Origin of the sequence: Streptomyces ipomoeae 91-03 (genome assembly GCF_000317595.1) — a bacterium.
GTDB lineage: Bacteria > Actinomycetota > Actinomycetes > Streptomycetales > Streptomycetaceae > Streptomyces > Streptomyces ipomoeae.
Window position 1 is genome coordinate 1 of the sequence record NZ_AEJC01000438.1, and the last position, 17,075, is coordinate 17,075.

Annotated in this window: 14 protein-coding genes and 1 pseudogene; 6 read left to right on the top strand and 9 right to left on the bottom strand. The window is 70.5% G+C overall.

Annotated elements, in window-relative coordinates:
* Positions 1-449: GNAT family N-acetyltransferase (locus STRIP9103_RS29165; protein WP_048821196.1), on the top strand; the 449-nt coding region annotated here is incomplete at its 5' end.
* Between the two features lie 26 nt (positions 450-475).
* On the opposite strand, the gene STRIP9103_RS29170 is transcribed toward STRIP9103_RS29165, so the two are convergent.
* On the bottom strand, positions 476-970 hold the full coding sequence (locus STRIP9103_RS29170) for a DUF3145 domain-containing protein (RefSeq protein ID WP_009326429.1): 495 nt from the start codon (positions 968-970) through the stop codon (positions 476-478).
* 383 nt (positions 971-1,353) lie between these two features.
* Here STRIP9103_RS29170 and STRIP9103_RS29175 point away from each other — a divergent pair, with 383 nt between their 5' ends.
* Positions 1,354-2,259, top strand: coding sequence for an SGNH/GDSL hydrolase family protein (locus STRIP9103_RS29175; RefSeq protein ID WP_009326418.1), 906 nt, complete (start codon positions 1,354-1,356; stop codon positions 2,257-2,259).
* A gap of 15 nt (positions 2,260-2,274) precedes the next feature.
* Entirely contained in the window at positions 2,275-3,261 is a 987-nt protein-coding gene (locus STRIP9103_RS29180; RefSeq protein ID WP_009326436.1) for an aldose epimerase family protein, read from the top strand.
* Positions 3,262-3,321: 60 nt separating this feature from the next.
* Here STRIP9103_RS29180 and STRIP9103_RS29185 read toward each other — a convergent pair whose 3' ends face one another.
* A complete protein-coding gene (locus STRIP9103_RS29185) occupies positions 3,322-5,772 on the bottom strand; it encodes a beta-glucosidase (protein WP_009326437.1) in 2,451 nt (816 codons plus the stop codon).
* A 101-nt stretch (positions 5,773-5,873) separates the two neighbouring features.
* Here STRIP9103_RS29185 and STRIP9103_RS29190 point away from each other — a divergent pair, with 101 nt between their 5' ends.
* Positions 5,874-6,455 carry a TetR/AcrR family transcriptional regulator gene (locus STRIP9103_RS29190; RefSeq protein ID WP_048821197.1) on the top strand — a complete coding sequence of 194 codons (582 nt, stop codon included), beginning with the start codon at positions 5,874-5,876 and terminating at the stop codon, positions 6,453-6,455.
* 57 nt (positions 6,456-6,512) lie between these two features.
* On the opposite strand, the gene STRIP9103_RS29195 is transcribed toward STRIP9103_RS29190, so the two are convergent.
* Positions 6,513-7,226, bottom strand: coding sequence for a hypothetical protein (locus STRIP9103_RS29195; protein ID WP_009326417.1), 714 nt, complete (start codon positions 7,224-7,226; stop codon positions 6,513-6,515).
* Positions 7,227-7,280: 54 nt separating this feature from the next.
* Positions 7,281-8,908, bottom strand: a pseudogene (locus STRIP9103_RS29200) (IS200/IS605 family accessory protein TnpB-related protein).
* A 314-nt stretch (positions 8,909-9,222) separates the two neighbouring features.
* On the opposite strand from STRIP9103_RS29200, the gene STRIP9103_RS29205 reads away from it, so the two are divergent.
* Positions 9,223-10,521: a pyroglutamyl-peptidase I gene (locus STRIP9103_RS29205; RefSeq protein WP_048821198.1), complete on the top strand. Its 1,299-nt coding sequence runs from the start codon at positions 9,223-9,225 to the stop codon at positions 10,519-10,521.
* Positions 10,522-10,577: 56 nt separating this feature from the next.
* Here the strand turns inward: STRIP9103_RS29205 and STRIP9103_RS29210 are convergent, their stop codons facing one another.
* The 4 genes from STRIP9103_RS29210 to STRIP9103_RS29225 all read right to left on the bottom strand — a co-directional run bounded on the left by STRIP9103_RS29210 (position 10,578) and on the right by STRIP9103_RS29225 (position 14,653).
* The gene (locus tag STRIP9103_RS29210; protein ID WP_009326422.1) at positions 10,578-11,420 is read right to left on the bottom strand and encodes an EI24 domain-containing protein; all 843 of its coding nucleotides are present in this window, start codon (positions 11,418-11,420) and stop codon (positions 10,578-10,580) included.
* A 62-nt stretch (positions 11,421-11,482) separates the two neighbouring features.
* Positions 11,483-12,835, bottom strand: a complete 1,353-nt coding sequence (locus tag STRIP9103_RS29215; protein WP_009326432.1) for a GDSL-type esterase/lipase family protein — start codon at positions 12,833-12,835, stop codon at positions 11,483-11,485.
* A gap of 51 nt (positions 12,836-12,886) precedes the next feature.
* Positions 12,887-13,465: a TetR/AcrR family transcriptional regulator gene (locus STRIP9103_RS29220; RefSeq protein ID WP_009326421.1), complete on the bottom strand. Its 579-nt coding sequence runs from the start codon at positions 13,463-13,465 to the stop codon at positions 12,887-12,889.
* Between the two features lie 108 nt (positions 13,466-13,573).
* Entirely contained in the window at positions 13,574-14,653 is a 1,080-nt protein-coding gene (locus STRIP9103_RS29225; protein WP_009326435.1) for a protein kinase family protein, read from the bottom strand.
* 142 nt (positions 14,654-14,795) lie between these two features.
* On the opposite strand from STRIP9103_RS29225, the gene STRIP9103_RS29230 reads away from it, so the two are divergent.
* Positions 14,796-15,227 (top strand): PPOX class F420-dependent oxidoreductase, encoded by a 432-nt coding sequence (locus STRIP9103_RS29230; protein WP_009326425.1) that lies wholly within the window; start codon positions 14,796-14,798, stop codon positions 15,225-15,227.
* Positions 15,228-15,355: 128 nt separating this feature from the next.
* Here STRIP9103_RS29230 and STRIP9103_RS29235 read toward each other — a convergent pair whose 3' ends face one another.
* Positions 15,356-16,960 carry an aspartate aminotransferase family protein gene (locus STRIP9103_RS29235; RefSeq protein ID WP_009326427.1) on the bottom strand — a complete coding sequence of 535 codons (1,605 nt, stop codon included), beginning with the start codon at positions 16,958-16,960 and terminating at the stop codon, positions 15,356-15,358.
* Between the last annotated feature and the right edge of the window lie 115 nt (positions 16,961-17,075).

Sequence of the window (17,075 nt, forward strand, 5' to 3'; positions counted from 1 at the left end):
CGACCGCCACGGACGTGCCCTCCGCCCGTGCGGTGCTCCAGCGGTACGCGGACATGCGCGCCGCCGACACCGGCTCCCTGCACGGCATCTGGCTCGACGGGAAGCTCGTCGGCGGCGTCCTCTTCCTCAACTTCGACGCGGAGAACGCCAACTGCGAGGTCGGGTGCTGGCTCGAACCCGCCGGTACGGGGCGGGGGCTGGTCACGCGCGCGATGCGGATCCTGATCGACTGGGCGGTCGACGTACGCGGCATCCACCGGGTCGAGTGGATCGCGGCCTCCGGGAACCGGCCCAGCCTGAACGTGGCCCGGCGGCTGGGGATGTCCCGCGACGGGGTGCAGCGCGAGAGGTATCCCCACCGAGGGGTCCGGCACGACTTGGAGATATGGTCCGTTCTGGCGCCCGAATGGCGTGCGGCACGCGCCCGCAGCGCCCGCGACGATCATTAAGAGCCTTCAGCCATGCTGAGCAGCCGTCACACCACCTGGTGCAGCCAGCGGACCGGGGCGCCCTCTCCCGCGTAGCGGAACGGCTCCAACTCGTCGTCCCAGGGCTTGCCCAGGAGCTTGGCGATCTCCGCTTCCAGGTCCGTTTCACCGTGCTGAGACCTCGTCAGAGCGGCGCGCAGGCGGTCCTCCGGGATCAGGATGTCGCCGTGGATGCCCGTGACCGCGTGGAAGATGCCCAGGTCGGGGGTGCAGCTGTAGCGTTCGCCCTCGGCTGTGGCGCAGGGTTCGGCGGTCACTTCGAAGCGGAGGAGGTGCCAGCCGCGCAGTGCGGACGCGAGCTTGGAGGCGGTGCCGGCCTGGCCCTGCCAGGAGAACTCGGAGCGCCAGGTGCCCGGCGCGGCCGGCTGGCGGATCCAGTCGAGGTTCACCCGCGTCCCGAGGACACCCGCGACGGCCCACTCGACGTGCGGGCACAGCGCACGCGGCGCGGAGTGCACGTACAGAACTCCACGTGTCGTCACCGGGGCCTCCACAGAGCAGGACATCTTGTTGTTGGGCGGAGCGGCCGTGGCGGAGCAGCCACGTGGCGAGGCTACCGTGCGGCGGGGCAGGGAGTGTGACGTACCGTCGGAGCCAGCGCCGGGAACGAGCCCGGTTTCACCCGGCGGGACGCGTCTCTGCCTCTCGGCTGGGGTCCGGTCCGCGGCGCGGCCGCCGATCGGAATCGCATCCCCCGGGAAGACACAGCCACCCGAGGTGACGCTCGGGGGGATCGAACAGTTCCATCCTGCGTCACATCCGTCCCTTTTTTACGTGTCAGGGCCGTCTTGTCTCCCCGTCGGGAACTCTCATGCGTTGTCATGGGTGGGGACTCGCACGTGTACGACCGAAGAGGGGACCAAGGATGCGGAAGCGACGGCACCGTTCGAGGGCGGGGGTCGGTGCCGTCCTGGCGGCGGTCCTGCTGGGTACCGCCGCGTGTGACGCCAGTGGTGGCAGCTCCTCCGGGCCCGAGGCCACCGAGGCGAAGTCCCGGCCCACCGTGAAGCCCACGCCGACGCCGGCCTGGGACACCACCCCGGAGTCGCTCGCGGCCGTCGGTGACTCCATCACCCGTGGCTTCGACGCGTGCCAGGTGCTGTCCGACTGCCCCGAGGTGTCCTGGGCCACCGGCAGCGACGCCTCGGTCGACAGTCTCGCCGTACGGCTGCTGGGCGCGTCGGGCGCCGTCGAGCGGAGCTGGAACTACGCGGTCACCGGGGCCCGGATGGCCGATCTGCCGAGCCAGATGGCGCGGGCGGCGACCCGCAGGCCCGAGTTGGTCACCGTGATGATCGGTGCGAACGACGCGTGCCGTGCGACCGTCGACGCCATGACCCCCGTCGCCGACTTCCGTGCCGACTTCGAGGACGCGATGGCCTCCCTGCGGGACGCGCTGCCCAAGACGCAGGTGTTCGTGGCGAGCGTGCCCGATCTGAAGCGGCTGTGGTCCGAGGGCCGTACGAACCCGGTCGGCAAGCAGGTCTGGAAGCTCGGCATCTGCCCGTCCATGCTGGCCGAACCCGATGTGATGACCGCCGCGGCGACCGAGCGGCGCGACGCCGTGCAGGACCGGGTGGAGGCCTACAACGACGTCCTCCGTGATGTGTGCGCCAAGGACCGCTACTGCCGCTACGACGGGGACGCCGTCTTCGACTACCGCTTCGGGCAGAAGCAGCTCAGCCAGTGGGACTGGTTCCATCCGAGCGTGGACGGGCAGGCCCGGCTGGCGGAGATCGCGTATCGGGTGGTGAGCGGGAAGGGCGTGTGACCTAGGGTTTCGTTCATGAGCGAACTTTTCGGCACACTTTCCGACGGCACGCCTGTTCATCGCTGGACGCTGGAGCGGGGCGGCACGCGGGTGCGCGTCCTGACGTACGGCGGGATCGTGCAGTCGGTCGAGGTCCCCGACCGTGCGGGGCGGGCCGTGGACGTGGTGCTGGGGTTCGCCGACCTCGACGGGTATCTGCGGAATGCCGGGCCGTTCTACGGGGCGCTCATCGGGCGGTACGCCAACCGGATCGCCCGGGGGCGGTTCACGTTGGACGGCCGGACGTACGAACTGGAGTGCAACAACCCGCCGAACTCCCTGCACGGCGGTCCACTCGGGTTCGACAAGCGGATATGGAACGCGGAGGCCGTTGAGGGCCGTTGCGGCGTACGGCTGTCGCGGGTCAGTCCGGACGGGGAGGAAGGGTTTCCCGGGCGGCTCGAGGTGTCCGCCACGTACATCCTCGACGAGGACGGTCGTGCGCTGCGGATCTCGTACGAGGCCGTCACCGACGCGCCCACCGTCGTGAACCTCACCAACCACTCGTACTGGAATCTGGCGGGGGCCGGCTCCGGGAGTGCGGGCGGGCATGAGCTGCGGATCGACGCGTCCCGGGTCACCCCCGTGGACGCCGACCTCATTCCTACGGGTGAGTTGACCTCGGTGGAGGGGACTCGGTTCGACTTTCGGGTGGGTCGGGAGGTGGGGGCCGGGTATGACCACAACTTCGTGCTCGACAAGGGGGTCTCGGGGAGCGCCGAGGTGGTCGCGGAGCTCTTCGAGCCGGGGTCGGGTCGGGTGTTGAGCGTGGCCACCACCGAGCCGGGGATGCAGTTGTACACGGCGGATCATCTGGAGGGGCCGTTCGGGCCCGGGGACGGGATCGCGTTGGAGACGCAGCACTTTCCCGACTCGCCCAACCGGCCGCAGTTCCCTGGTACGGAGCTGTGGCCGGGCGGCGTGTATCGGTCGGAGACCGTTTATGGGTTCGGGGTGCGTTAGGGGTTGTCGGTCGGCTGCGGGACGGTGGGGGCTGGTCGCGCCCCCGAGCTTGTCGTCGCCCTACGGGGCCTCGATCGTCACCGTGACGCGGCGGTCCTCGATCGAGCGGCCTGCCTCCACCTCGTACGAACCCTTCGCCCGCACCCAGGAGTTGGTCGTCTCGTCCCACGTCTCGAAGGCTCGGCGCGGTAGTTCGACGACCACCTCTGCCGTTTCGCCGGGGGCCACCTCGGCGCTGCCGAAGCCTGCCAGCCAGCGGGTGGGGCGGTCGGGGTCCGGGGTGGTGGGGGTCAGGTAGAGCTGGACGACCTCGCGGCCCGGCCTGTCGCCCGTGTTGCGGACGCGGACCCGTGCCGTCGTGCCGCCCTCCGTGATCTCGATGGACTCGTAGGTCCAGTCGGTGTAGCCGAGGCCGTGGCCGAAGGGGTACGACGGGGTCCTGCCCTCGCGCTCCCAGGCCCGGTAGCCGATGAACACGTCCTCGGTGTAGGGGAGTTCGCCGTTCGCGGGGATCACCCGGGTGACCGGGGCGTCCGGGAGCGAGCCCCAGGTGGTGGGGAGGCGTCCGCCCGGTTCATGGGTGCCGGTGAGGACGTCGGCCAGGGCCGCGCCGCCCTCCTGGCCGGGGAACCAGCTCAGCAGGATCGCGGCTACGTCGTCGCGCCACGGCAGTTCCACCGGGGAGCCGGAGTTGACGATCACCACGGTGTTGGGGTTGGCGGCGGCCACGGCTCGGACCAGGTCGTCCTGGCGGCCGGGGAGGTGGAGGTCCTTGCGGTCGAAGCCCTCGGACTCGACCCGCTCCGTGGTGGCCACGACCACCACCGCCGTGTCGGCGGCTCGGGCGGTCTCGACCGCCTCGGCGATCAGGTCGTCGGGGTAGCGCCGGGGCTCCTGGTGGCAGAAGGCGAAGGAGATGACCTTGAACGCGACGTCCTCGGGGAACTCGACGACATGGGCCAGGGAGACCTCCACAGGCCGGCCCGTGGTGAGTTCGACCTGGGCGCGGGATACCGGGGCGCCGAAGAACGAGACGAAGGGGTCGTCCTTGTCGGTGCTCTGGACGTCGTCGAAGTGGGTCGTGCCGTCGACGGTGAGCCGGAAGGCGCCGAGGCCCTTGATGCCGAAGGTGTGGATGCCGGTGTCGCGCGGGGTGAAGGTACCGGTCAGCTCGACGGTGTGGAGGGTGTCGTGGGTGACGCCCTCGGGGAGGTCCGAACCCATCCACTGGACCTGACCGTTGGGGGCTGAGGCCGTGCCGATGACATGGCCCTGCGTGTCGCGGCAGATCGCGCGGAGCGTGAACCCCTTGTCGGCCACGGCCAGTTCGGTGTTCGGATCGGCGCCGACGGCGTACGTCAGGGTGCCCTCGGGGAGGGCGGCGGTCAGGCCGTCGAGGGGGGAGACGATCCGGGCGGGGAAGACCGTGGCGGAGCCGCCGCCGAGGACTCGGGCGTCCCGGGCCGCGGCGCCGATCAACGCCACCGTGCCGCCCGGCCGCAGGGGCAGGGCGGCGCGCTCGTTGCGTACGAGGACGAAGGAGCGGCGGGCGATCTCGCGGGCCAGGGCCTCGCCGTCGACCGGCGCGGGCGGTTCGGCCACCACCGGGTCGGCGCCCTCCAGGATGCCGACGCGGGCGGCGAGACGCAGGACCCGGCGTACCGCCTCGTCGACCTTGGCCTCCTCGACCTCGCCCGCGCGTACGGCGGCGGCCAGGGCCTCGCCGTAGACGGTGACGGGGCCGGGCATGGCGACGTCGAGGCCGCCGTTGATGGCGCCGGTGGTGGAGCGGGCGGCCAGCCAGTCGGAGACGTTGAAGCCGTCGAAGCCCCACTCGCCGCGCAGGACCTCGTTCACGAGGTAGTGGTGCTCGCTCATCGTGGTGCCGTTGACCGTGTTGTAGGCGGTCATGATGCCCCAGGGGTGGGCGTTCGCGACGATCGCCTCGAAGGGGGCCAGGTACAGCTCGCGCAGGGCGCGTTCGGAGACCAGGTTGTTCACCGTGAAGCGGTCGGTCTCGGCGTCGTTGGCGACGAAGTGCTTGACCGTGGTGCCGACGCCGCCGGACTGTACGCCGTTCACATAGCCGGAGCCGATCGCGCCGGTGAGGTACGGGTCCTCGCTGTACGCCTCGAAGTGACGGCCGCCCAGCGGGGAGCGGTGCAGGTTGACGGTGGGGGCGAGGAGGACGTGGACGCCCTTGCGGCGGGCCTCCTGGGCGAGCAGCACACCTGCCCTGCGGGCGAGTTCGGGGTCCCAGGTGGCGGCGAGGGCGGTCGGGGAGGGCAGCGCGACGGACGGGTCGTCGGCGGTCCAGCGCACCCCTCGTACGCCGATCGGGCCGTCCGACATGACCAGGGACTCCAGGCCGATCTCCGGGAGCGCGGGCAGCGTCCACATGTCCTGACCGGCGAGCAGCCGGGCCTTGGCGTCGAGGTCGAGCTTGGCGAGGGCTGCGTCGACGACGGCCTCGCGAGCGGCGTCGGCCGCGGTGGAGTGGGTGCCCGTCATGGGGTCCTCCTGGACTCGGTCCGTGCGGTGCCTCTCATCGTGCACCCGTTACCTGTGGAGCGGTAGGTTTCGTTATCCTGCCGTTATATGAATCCGTGGAGATGGCGTACGGTGACGTCATGAACGTCAGGCCCAGGAGTGAGGATCGGCGCGCCGAGATCGTCCGGGCCGCCCTGGAGGTGATCGCCGAGCGCGGTTACCGGGGGGCGAGCCTGGCCGCGGTGGCCGAGCGCGTCGGGCTCACCCAGCAGGGGCTGCTGCACCACTTCCCGACGAAGGAGGCGCTGCTGGTCGCCGTGCTCAAGGAACGCGACCAGTGGGACGCCGTGCCGGGCACCAAGTGGCGGATCGACCTGCTCGCCCCGCTGGTGGAGTACAACGCGATGCGGCCCGGCATCATCCAGACCTTCTCGGCACTGCTCGGCGAGAGTGTCACCGAGGGGCATCCGGCGCGCGAGTACTTCACCGAGCGGTACGAGCAGGTGCGCGCCACGATGGCGGAGGGGCTGCGCGCCGAGTACGGCGACCGCCTGCCGAACGGGCTCACCCCGGAGCGCACGGCGCCCCTGCTCGTGGCCGTGATGGACGGGTTGCAGTACCAGTGGCTGCTGGACCCGGAGTCGGTGGACATGCCGGGGGCGTTCCGGGACTTCCTCGCGCTGCTGGGCGAGGGCCGGGGCTGAGGGCCTGGCGCGAACCGGCCCGCCCCGTGACCCGCCCCCGGCCCGACCTGGCCGCGGCTAGGGACCGGGGACTCGGCCGGGGGTGCGGCGGCCTCTGCGGGCCGAGGGGACGCAGGAGGCGATGAGCAGGGCGCTGAAGATGGGCAGGGCCAGGTAGACGGTCGCGTAGGTGGCGTCGGGGGCGGAGCAACGGCCTGACCAGCAGTCCATCAAGGAGAGGATCGTCTCGGAGCCGGTGAAGGCCAGGGTTCCGGCGAGGGCGGTCGCCAGTACGGCGTGGGCGAAGGCCAGTCCCTCGGCCCGGGGACGACGGCCCGTCAGGATCGCCAGGACGATCTGTGCGCCGGTCACGACGAACAGACCGAGGGCGCCCACTCCGGCGAGTCCGAGATGGACCAGCACCGCCATGAGGCAGAGGCCCCAGAGTGCGCCTTGGCCCACTGTGCGGCGTAGTTCGCGGCGTGCGCCGGGGTTCGGGACCAGGGCCTGGCCCAGCAGGGAGAGCACGGCCGCGAGGGTCGCGGCGCAGACCAGGTACGGGGCCCTGACCGCCGCGTGCGTCACGGCTCCCAGGACGAAGGACACGATCTCCGGTGTGCTCCGGCCCATGAGGGCGGCCATCAGCGCCTGGGTGACCATCAGTTCCATCAGCCAGAAGAGGACGCCGCCGAAGAGCAGGGCCAGGGCCGCCGCGAGTGCGCACAGCGTCAGGACTCCCCCGTGGTGGTCAACTTCCCTTGGCGGAACGGGGTGGCGTCTCTGGGCGGACATGGTCGAACAAGGGTCGACGCCTCGTCCCAGCGGCGCCTCTTCCACTTACCGTTCCTAGAGACTGAGCGGGAGTGAGTCCTGTCGCCAGGACCCATGCTCAGCCGCGTGCCCCGAACGGTTCTGGGCACACTGGTCCCCCGCATTCGCTCCGCGCCCGGCGCGCACGGATCGTGTCCGTGGTCCGGGAATGCGGGGGCGGGTTCCCTCACACTCTGGGGCCGCCGGTTCGGCCTGGACGGTCCGATGCCCCTGCTCATCACTCCGGTGAGCAGGGGGCGGTGCCGTCCGTCGCCGGACCGGGTGCCCCAGGGCGCGTCTTCCGATCGCCACCGCTGCCGCATGGTGGCGTGTGGCCTTCCTGGTCTTGGTGGTGAGGGGTTTCTGCCAGTGCTGGGCGCCCCAGCGGCTGGTGTAGGCGGGGTCGACGGCGATGACCGGGATGCCGAGTTCGGCCGCCATGCTCGCCAGGCGGGCCCGCAGCCTGCCGACGGGCAGGCCGGAGATCAGGTTGCGGAACCGCTTCTTGCGGCCGTGCTTCTCGCGGGTCTTCTCCGCGGCGAAGTCGAGGTCCTCGACCGCGATCGCCAAGCCGTGACGCTTGGCCCAGTACAGCAGACGGATCAGGGCGTGGCGGATCTGGGCGTCGCGGCGCTGGGTGGTGCCGGTGAGGTCGTAGCCGAAGCGGCGTGGTGCGCCGATGGGGTTGCCGTGAGGTCGATGCGCCAGGCGGCCAGGTGATCGGCGTTGGTGTCCACGCCGACCAGACCACCTGCGCGGGCCGCCTCCAGCGGCACCGCCGGGGCCGGGGGGATGGTCCAGGAGGCGGTCAGGTACCAGCGGCCCCGGCCGGTGTCTTCGTGGATGCGGTAGGCGACGGCCCGGTTCGCCTGGATGCGGTCGGCCCACTGCTCACCCCGGTGCGCGAACCCCACACGGGCGGTCAGCACGTAGCGGCCGTGCGGGGCGTTCGCCAGATGCGCCAGCGGCGCGGGCAGCCTGAGCGACACCTCACCGCCGGGAGTGACGCGGACGGTCTCGTTGCCGAACCGCTTGCCGGACTCCCCGTCCGCCTGCAGGAAGCGGCGCCCGGCCTGCCACCGCTGCCGCCACTGCTCCTCGGTGAGCCGAGCGGCATCCAGGTGGTGGCGGGTGTTCAGCAGCCCCTTCCCGCCCCGCACCACCCGCACCACCCCGGCATCCCAATCGGCCCGCGCCGCCTCAAGCCGCTCGTCGAGCACCCGCAGACGGCGGGACTTGGCGAACCACTCCTGCTTGCTGCCGTAGCCGCCCGGAGCGCGTTTGCTGCCTTTCTCCCCGACCGGAAGGGACAGCCGGTGCGCGATCGTCCGCACACCCGCCTGAAGGCTGTGGATGTGGGCGAGCTGACCGCGCCGCGCCAGCGCCCACTGATCGTGGGTGGACTTCGTGATCGACCCCGCCCACCGCGAGGAGGACTCCTCGGTCAGGACACGCTTGCGCTCGGCCCACTGCTCACTGCCGTGCCCCAGCCCGACGGCGCACCGCGCCTTCAGATCCCGGGAGGCCAGCGAACCCAGATGGTCGCCGACCAGACGCAGCACCTTCTCGTCCTCGGCGGTCAGGTGCTTGAGCCGGGTCCGGATCGCGACCCCCGTGGGGCCGGGCACCACGAACGGCGCCGCCACCTCCCGCAGCCCACCCACCCCGCCACCCCCACCCGGTGCCGCACAAATCCGTCACCACGCCCAACGACCACCACCAGTGAAGGTCACGCATTCGAGGCGAGAACTTCCGTTCCCTTCACTTGATTGCGCCTGCCACCGCCCAAAGACTCAACTCATGCACGCCAGAACATGCTCATGTGCCGTCGATCACCACCTGTTCACAACCCCATCGCATACGTGAACGAAACCGCTCCCCTCCCCCACCCAGCCCACCCATGGCGTACGTCCCATCCGTCACGCGATACTGCGGCCGTCGACGACTCCCCCACAGCGACGGAAGGGTACGAACTCCCTTGACTCACCTACGCGTTCGGATCGGCAGAATCGGTGTGACCGGGCTGGCGGCGCTGTTGGCCGGCGGTGGCCTCGCGGCGCCCGCCACGGCGGCACCCGGCACGGCCTCGGCGGCATCCCCCACCGTCGAGGAGCAACGGCTCGACCGGGCCGTGCCGCAGGAGATCCTGCGGCGCTCCGGCTTCGACACCGTGGCCCCGGCGTTGGCACGGGCGCTGGACTCGGCGCGGTCGTACGCGCAGGCCCGCCGGATCGTCGTACGGGAGGGGTCGGCGCTGTGGCGGCGGGCGGTCGACCGGGCCCAGGGGCGGGGGCCGGCCGGTGGTGACTTGAGCCGGGACGACGACCGGCCCCTGTACTGGGCCCGGCTCGGGATGACGCGGGAAGTGCGGGGGTGGGAGCCGGGGTTCGGGCTGAGTGACGGGCAACGGGCCGCGCTCATCGACGAGTTGGAGCGGACCTCGCGTGGGCAGACCGCCATACGGTTTCCGGCCGGGAAGGGTGTTGGCGGAAAGGAGGCCGCCGGGAAGGGGATCAAGCGGGTGCTCGTCACCGGGTTCGATCCGTTCACGTTGGATCGGGACGTGCGGATCTCGAATCCGTCCGGGGCCACCGCGCTCGCCCTCGACGGGACGGTGATCCAGACCGCCGACGGGCCCGCGCGGGTCGAGACCGTCGTCTTTCCCGTGCGGTGGCAGGACTTCGCGGACGGCACGGTGGAGCGGGCGCTCCGGCCGTATCTGAAGAAGGTGGATCTCTTCACCACCGTGAGCCAGGGGCGGGTCGGGCGGTTCGACATCGAGCGGACCAACGGGGCCTGGCGCGGCGGCTTCGCCGACAACGACAACATCGGACGGACCGGGACCATCCCGGTCACCGACCCGGCCTCGCAGCCGCAGTGGACGTCGACGACCCTGCCGTACGAGGCGATCGTCCGCGCGGGCACGGGGCGTTTCCCGGTGTACGACAACACCAGCGTGACCGAGATCCCGGCGGGCGGTACCACGGCGGTCGTCCGGCCGCAGGGCCCGACGCCCGGATCGACCGCGCGGGCCGGGGGCGGCGGGGACTATCTGTCCAACGAGATCGCCTACCGGGCGACCCTGCTGCGCGACCGGCTGGGACTGCGTGACGTGCTGCCGGGTGGTCATGTGCACACGCCGGTGCCGCAGTTCGGGACGGGCAACACCGATCCGGCGACCGGGGCCGTGACCGATTCCGAGTTCGTACGGAACCGGCTGGACATCATCGCGCAGGTGCGGGCGATCGTGGCGGTCGCCGTCGACGCCAGTAGCTAGTCATCGACGCCAGTAGCCAGTCAATGGTCGGCCTTCACCTCGTCACGGGTGCGGATTCATGCGCCGACCTCCGGCTTGCGGAACGTGGTGCTGGGGTGCGGCGGATGGGGTTGGGCGCGGGTCCCGTTGCCCTCGTTCTCGTTCTCGTCGGTCGTCTCCTCGCCCAGCAGATCGCGGGCCATGAGGGTGGCGCCCGCCACCGCGCCCGGCATCAGGAAGACGGCGACGAACGGCACCAGGAAGGCGAGGCCCAGCGGTGTGCCGAAACCCCAGACCAGGGTCTTGCGGGAGCGGAGGAGGGCGAGGCGGGCGCGGAGATCGACGCCGCGGCGCTGGAGGGCGACCGCGGTCAGCTCCTCGGTGAGGAAGAAGCCGGTGACGAAGAAGCCGATCACCGGGACGACCGTCTGGCCGATGAACGGGACGAAGCCCAGCGCGAAGAGCAGCACGCCCCACAAGGCCGCCCGTACGACGACGCGGAGGCTGTCGCGGGCCGAGATCCACAGCTCCCGCCACAGCGGCAGGTTCGACTCCGGTGCCGTGCCGTCGGGGGAGACGTCCCGGTCGACCTTCTCGGAGAGGTTCTCGTAGAAGGGCTGGCCTATCAGGAGGGTCACCGCGGTGAAGGTGATGACCGCGAGGAGGAGGGCGAGGGCGAAGAGTACGGCGGTCAGGAAGCCGCGGAAGAGGCCCAGCCAGGGGCTGGGCCAGTCGTCCGCGAAGGGGGTGGTCCAGGTGATGAAGTCCGGGGACCAGAGGGCCAGGGCGGTGAGGGCGGCCAGGTAGAGGATGAGGGTGATCAGGCCGGGGACGAGGCCGAAGCCGTACTGTTTGCCGTGCCTGGCCACCCAGCGTTGGCCTTGTACGAGGTAGCTGAAACCCGCCGCTAGATCGCGCATGGGGCGAACTTTATCCGGCGGGTGGGGGGTGTGGCCCAGGGGGTTTCTCGCCCCCGCCGCCCCTACCCGTCCCTCCCCCCACTCTCGGCTTCGCTCGAGCGGGGGGACCCCCATCCAGGGGCTGTGCCCCTTCGACCCCCTTGCGCGGCGCCGAAGGCGCCCTTGGCTGTGAAGGTCAGGGTGGCGAAACGTTCTGCCATGACGCGGTGGGTGGGGGCGTCCGGGTGTAGGTCGTCGGGGAGGGGGAGGAGCGTGGTGTCCGACGGGCCGTAGAGGGCGCGGCCGTCCAAGTAGTAGAGGTGGGGGTCGTTGCGGGAGCGGTGGGAGACCAGGTCGGAGAGTTCTTCGCGGATCACGCGGAGGGTCAGTTTGCCGCTCGCGGTTTCCGTCGGGTCGCCCATCGCGCGGAAGCGGAGGCGGCCCTCGGCGAGGTCGCTGAAGTCGGGGGCGCTCGGGCCCGGGGTGTCCTCGTGGATGGGGCAGAGGATGGGGGACACGACCAGGAGGGGAGTTGTGGGGTGGCCTTCTCGGATGGTGTCCAGGAAGCCGTGGACCGCCGGAGTGAAGGCTCGTAGCCGCATCACGTCGTGGTTGACGATGTTGATGCCGATCTTGACGCTGATCAAGTCCGCCGGGGTGTCGCGCAGGGCGCGGGCCGTGAAGGGGTCCAGTACCGCGCTTCCGCTCAGGCCCAGGTTGATCAGCTCGACGCCGCCGAGGGAGGCGGCGAGGGCGGGCCAGGTGGTGGTCGGGCTCGCCGCGTCGGAGCCATGGCTGATCGAGCTGCCGTGGTGCAGCCACACCCTGCGGTCCGTGGCCGGCGCGGGCTCCACGGGGGCATCGGTGCGCAGGGCCCTGAGTTCGGTGGTCTCGTTGTGGGGCAGCCAGATCTCTACGGTTTTGAGGGCGCCGGATGCGGTGGTCTCTCGGCCGAATTCACCGGACGCGGTGGCCTCTCGGCCGGATGCGCTGGGCTCCCGAGGGGCCGGAGTGGTCTCTCGGGCGGTCGGCGGGAGCGTGAAGCGGAGGGTGCCGGGGCTGCCGGGCCGGAGGTCTGCCGTTCCCCTGGTCATGTCCGTGGTCAGGATGTTGCCACCCTCCACACTCGCCTGGCCGGCCGGGCGGCCGTCCACGACCAGGTCGTAGATGCCGTCCGGTCGGGGCGGGGCGCCGACGTACGTCCGCTTCGTGGGCAGGGTGTCCAGCTCGACGACCGTGGCCCGGGTGCGGAAGACCAGCCGTACGCCGGAGGGTTGGGACTCGGCCATGGCCAGCTGGTCGTCGAGGTACTGGGCGCGGGCCCACGCGGGCAGCCGGTGCGGGAGTACGCCGTGCCCGGTGCGCTCCAGGTCGAGGGCGCCGCGCAGGAGATCGGCGGTGATGGGGGTGGTGATCAAGTCGCGCTTCGCGTGCATGGGCTCAACCTGTTGATCAAGGGAGGAAGAAGGTCAGTTGGTGGGCAGCCGTCAACCGGGCTGATCAGTGGGCCAGTTGCGCAGCAATGCGTCGAGGGCGTCCAGGACGCGGGTCCAGGTTTCCTCGCTGTCGGGGGCGCTGTGACTGAAGCCGCCGCCGATCTCCAGGCTGACGTAGCCGTGGAAGACGCTGCCCAGCAGCCGTACGGCGTGGGTCTGGTCGGGCTCGCTCAGGTCGTAGCCGCGCAGGAGCGCCCGGGTCATCTGCGCGTGCCGGATGCCCGCACTGGCAGCAGCCGTCTCGGGGTCGAGCCGCATCCGGGCGGCGGCGGCACGGCCCGGGTGCTCGCGGCCGTAGTCGCGGTACACATTGGCAAGGGCGACGAGCGCGTCCTTGCCGGCCCGGCCCGCCAGGGCCTCGGCGGCCCGGTCGGCCAGTTCCTCCAGGGCGAGCAGGGCGATCCGGGTCTTGAGGTCCTGGGAGTTCTTCACATGCGAGTACAGGCTCGCCACCTTGACGTCGAACCGCCGGGCCAGCTCCGACACCGTCACCTGGTCGAACCCGACCTCGTCGGCCAGCTCCGCCCCCGCCTGAGCGAGGCGCTCCACGGTCAGCCCTACGCGCACCATGACCCCTGCCCGACCTTCCTCGACGCCCGCCTCGCCATGACAGCGGCGATTATGCAGCTTCCTAAAAGTTTTAGGCAAGTAGGTGCATCACTTAGGCATCGGTCGCTCTCAGATCTCAAGGGCGCGCAGGTCCTCCATGGGATACGGCGTCTCCCGGCTCTCGTGCGCGAGCCTGTGCAGGAAGGTCGTCATCACCTCGGCGAGCGGGGCGTCGCGGGTGAGGATCGCCGCGGCGACCTCGGGGATGCCGGTGGGGCGCTCGCCCCGGGCCAGCGCGTGTATCCGGGCCCGGCGCTCCTCGCTGCCGTAGCCGTCCGGCCCGCCACCGGTCCCGTTGCGGCCGTAGAGGTCGGTGACCAGCCAGTTCACCAGGTAGCTCGTCGCGTAGCAGCGGTCGTAGCCCTCGTGGCGGGCGAAGAAGGCGGACTCGGTTGGGGTCAGGTCGAAGCGGGAGGAGAGGGCGAGGCCGTAGTCGGTGAAGTAGAGGCGGTGGCCGTCGGTCAGGATGTTCTGGAAGTGGGTGTCGAAGTGGAGCAGGCCTCGGCTGTTCATGAAGGAGATGCCCGCGGACAGTTCCCGGTCCACCATCGCGCAGGCGCGGTCGGCGGCCTCGGCGCCGGCGGTCGTCCGGGTGCCCAGCCACTGGTGCAGGTTCCGCGGGATGTACTCCAGGAACAGGGCGATGCTCGCCGAGGACTTCTGAAGGGCCTCGATGCGGTGGCGGACCTGTGGGCTGCCGTCCCAGCGGGCGACGGCCCGTTCCACGTCGGCCAGTTCCTCGGGGAGCGGCGTCGAGTCCGGCAGTACGCGCCAGTGGTACATCAGCGGGAACCCGTCGTACTCCCCCGTGAGCACCCACTCCGTGGTCATGCGCTGCGCGGCGAGCTCCCGCCAGGCCCCGAAACCCGGGCCGCCGATGCCGTACTGGCAGACAAGGGGGATGTCGAAGAGGTTGGCCGTGGAGTGGACGTTCTCCGGTTGTCTCTCCAGGTCGGTGAGGGGGACGCGTTTCACGAAGACCGGGGTGCCCTCGATCTCCAGCAGGGCCGACTTGCCGCCGATGCCGGAGCCGAGTGGCTCGGCCGTGTCCAGGAGTGTGTGGAGGGTGTCGTCGCCGAGTGCGGCCAGGGCGGTGGAGACGGTTCCGTGGGTGGTGAGTCGGGTGGAGCGTGATCCTGCGGGTGCCATGCGACTTGCTCCGTTCGGTGGTGCGGCTGCCTGGACCTTGTGGGCTGTTGAACGGCTGTCTCAGGACGAAAGGGGGTCATCCCAAGCCAGTGCGGTCGTCGGGCCTTGACTTCTCACCCGTGGGGAGATCGATGATCCTTGCATGACCGCTACCTCCTTCAACCCCCGTGCGCTGCTGGTGAAGAGCCGGCTCGGTGTGCTCGCGACCATCAAGGCGGACGGGCGTCCGCAGCTCTCTCCCGTTCAGCCGTTCTACGACGAGAACGCAGGCGTCATCCATGTGTCGACGAGCGCGGGCGCGGCCAAGGTGGCGAATCTGCGGCGGGATCCGCGGGCCACGCTGGAGGTGACCAGTTCCGACGGCATGCAGTGGGCCACCGCCGAGGGCATGGCGACGCTCACCGGGCCGGGGACCGACCCCCACGGGCCCGAGGTCGAGGCGCTGGTGGACTACTTCCGCGTCGCCGCCGGGGAGCACCCCGACTGGGAGGAGTACCGGGCGGTGATGGTCTCCGAGCGCCGGGTGCTCATCACGATGACGGTCGATCACGTCTACGGCGCCGACATCAGCTGACGGGACGAGAGACGGCCCGGCGCGAGAGGAATGCCACGGCGACCGCCCCCAACCCCAGCCGGGTCGGGGGCGGTCACTCGTATGGCTCTGCCCTGCACGTGGTTCTCGTCCGTCGCGCCCGCCCTCGGTCACGCGTGGAGCAGCGTCTCCCCGTCCTGTTTCGCGAGTACGGAGATCAGGTCGCGCAGGGCCTTGTCGGCCTGGGCGATCTCGGTGTCCGTGAGGTGGACGGAGGGTTCGAGGCGGAGCGTGTTCGTGGCGCTCGCCGTGGGGAAGATGCGGACCGCGTGGGCGCGCAGGAGATAGCCGGCGAAGAGGTAGCCGAGCAGGCCCGCACGCGCCTGTTCGCGGATGATCTCCGAGGTGGAGTCGGACTGGTCGTGGAACTCCAGGCCGATCATCAGGCCCTTGCCCCGGACGTCCTTGACGATGTCGCCGAACTCGTCCTTCAGCCTGCCCAGCATCGCGAGTAGTTGGTCGCCGCGCTCGGCGGCCAGACGGTACGCCCTGCCGTCGTCGGCCTCCAGCAGGTCCACCGTGCGGCCGGCGATGAGGGTGGAGAAGCTGTCCTTGGCGTAGGTCGAGCTGTGGACGAGTTCGAAGTCGGTGCGGTAGCGCGAGCCTCGGATCAGCGTCAGCGCTGCCTTGGCGATGCCGCCGCCGAGGCTCTTGGCGAGGGTGAAGTAATCGCCCTGGAGGCCGAGGTGCGAACTGGCGAAGAACGCGCCGGAGCGGCCCATGCCGCTCTGCACCTCGTCCACGATGATCGGGCAGTCGATGCCGGCGCAGACCTGCTGGATCCTGCGTACGGCGGCCCGGTCGAGGACATGGATGCCGGCCTCGCCCTGGATGGGTTCGAGCACGAAGGCGCAGATGACCGGCAGTTCGCGCTCGGTGAGGCGTACGACGTCCTGGTCGACCGTGAGGTCCAGAAGGGTCTTCCGCTCCTCGGCGACGATCTTCTCCAGCACCTCGGGGCGGTCCAGGGGCACGAAGCGGCACTGGGCGGCCAGGGCGGTGAAGGGGGCGCGGTAGCCGACGTTGTGGGTGAGCTGGATGCTGCCGACGAGCTTTCCGTGGAAGGAGCCCTCCGGGGCCAGGAACACCGGCGGGGCGGTCATGCGCTCGCTGTTGGCGCTCTTGACGGCGTCGATGAGGCGGTCGAGGGCGGCCATGGCGTCCGCCGCGTCCACGTCGGGGTCGGCCGGCACCGGCGCCTCGGCGCCCAGCAGTTCGGGCGCGTTCTCCGCGTGGAGCCGGGCGCCGGACCGTACCGCCGCGCGGGCCTTCTCCAGGTTGGCGTCGATCTCCTCCGCCAGTGCGGCCAGTTTCATCACACGGTCGAGTTCGGCGTGCTTGACCGCCACCTCGACGGCCTCGGCGCCGCTGTTGGCGAAGACCGCCGAGTAGTGCTCGGACGTACCGAACTCACGCCGGATGATGGTGTTGATCTTCCAGGCCAGGTCATTGGCGTACGGGTGCCTGGAGAACTGTGCGTGGATCGGCGTCCCCTGGTCGAGCAGGGACTTCGCGTAGGCCACGATCTCGGGATTGTTGTGCCCGAGTATCGCCGAGCCGTAGCCGCCCACCAGGTCGAGTACGGGGATTTCCGTGCCCTGGTCGTCGCGGTAGAAGAGGGTGTTTCCCTGAGAACGGACGTATTCGACGCCGAGTCCGAGTGAGGACAGCCATCCGGCAAGGTGCGGTTCCGCCAGTTCGAGTTTCTCGACCACCGGGTTTTCCTCTCCGTTTGTTTTTCTGCCCAGCTGTGCGGCAGACCCTAGCATTCACACCATCTACCTGCTGTTTCCTCTGTAATGACACAGTAACGGCACACTCTCGGGTCAC

Coding starts and splice junctions, on each gene's coding strand:
- STRIP9103_RS29175 (WP_009326418.1), top strand. CDS start 1,354: ATGCGGAAGCGACGGCACCGTTCGAGGGCGGGGGTCGGTGCCGTCCTG.
- STRIP9103_RS29180 (WP_009326436.1), top strand. CDS start 2,275: ATGAGCGAACTTTTCGGCACACTTTCCGACGGCACGCCTGTTCATCGC.
- STRIP9103_RS29185 (WP_009326437.1), bottom strand. CDS start 5,772: ATGACGGGCACCCACTCCACCGCGGCCGACGCCGCTCGCGAGGCCGTC.
- STRIP9103_RS29190 (WP_048821197.1), top strand. CDS start 5,874: ATGGCGTACGGTGACGTCATGAACGTCAGGCCCAGGAGTGAGGATCGG.
- STRIP9103_RS29195 (WP_009326417.1), bottom strand. CDS start 7,226: ATGTCCGCCCAGAGACGCCACCCCGTTCCGCCAAGGGAAGTTGACCAC.
- STRIP9103_RS29210 (WP_009326422.1), bottom strand. CDS start 11,420: ATGCGCGATCTAGCGGCGGGTTTCAGCTACCTCGTACAAGGCCAACGC.
- STRIP9103_RS29215 (WP_009326432.1), bottom strand. CDS start 12,835: ATGCACGCGAAGCGCGACTTGATCACCACCCCCATCACCGCCGATCTC.
- STRIP9103_RS29220 (WP_009326421.1), bottom strand. CDS start 13,465: ATGGTGCGCGTAGGGCTGACCGTGGAGCGCCTCGCTCAGGCGGGGGCG.
- STRIP9103_RS29225 (WP_009326435.1), bottom strand. CDS start 14,653: ATGGCACCCGCAGGATCACGCTCCACCCGACTCACCACCCACGGAACC.
- STRIP9103_RS29230 (WP_009326425.1), top strand. CDS start 14,796: ATGACCGCTACCTCCTTCAACCCCCGTGCGCTGCTGGTGAAGAGCCGG.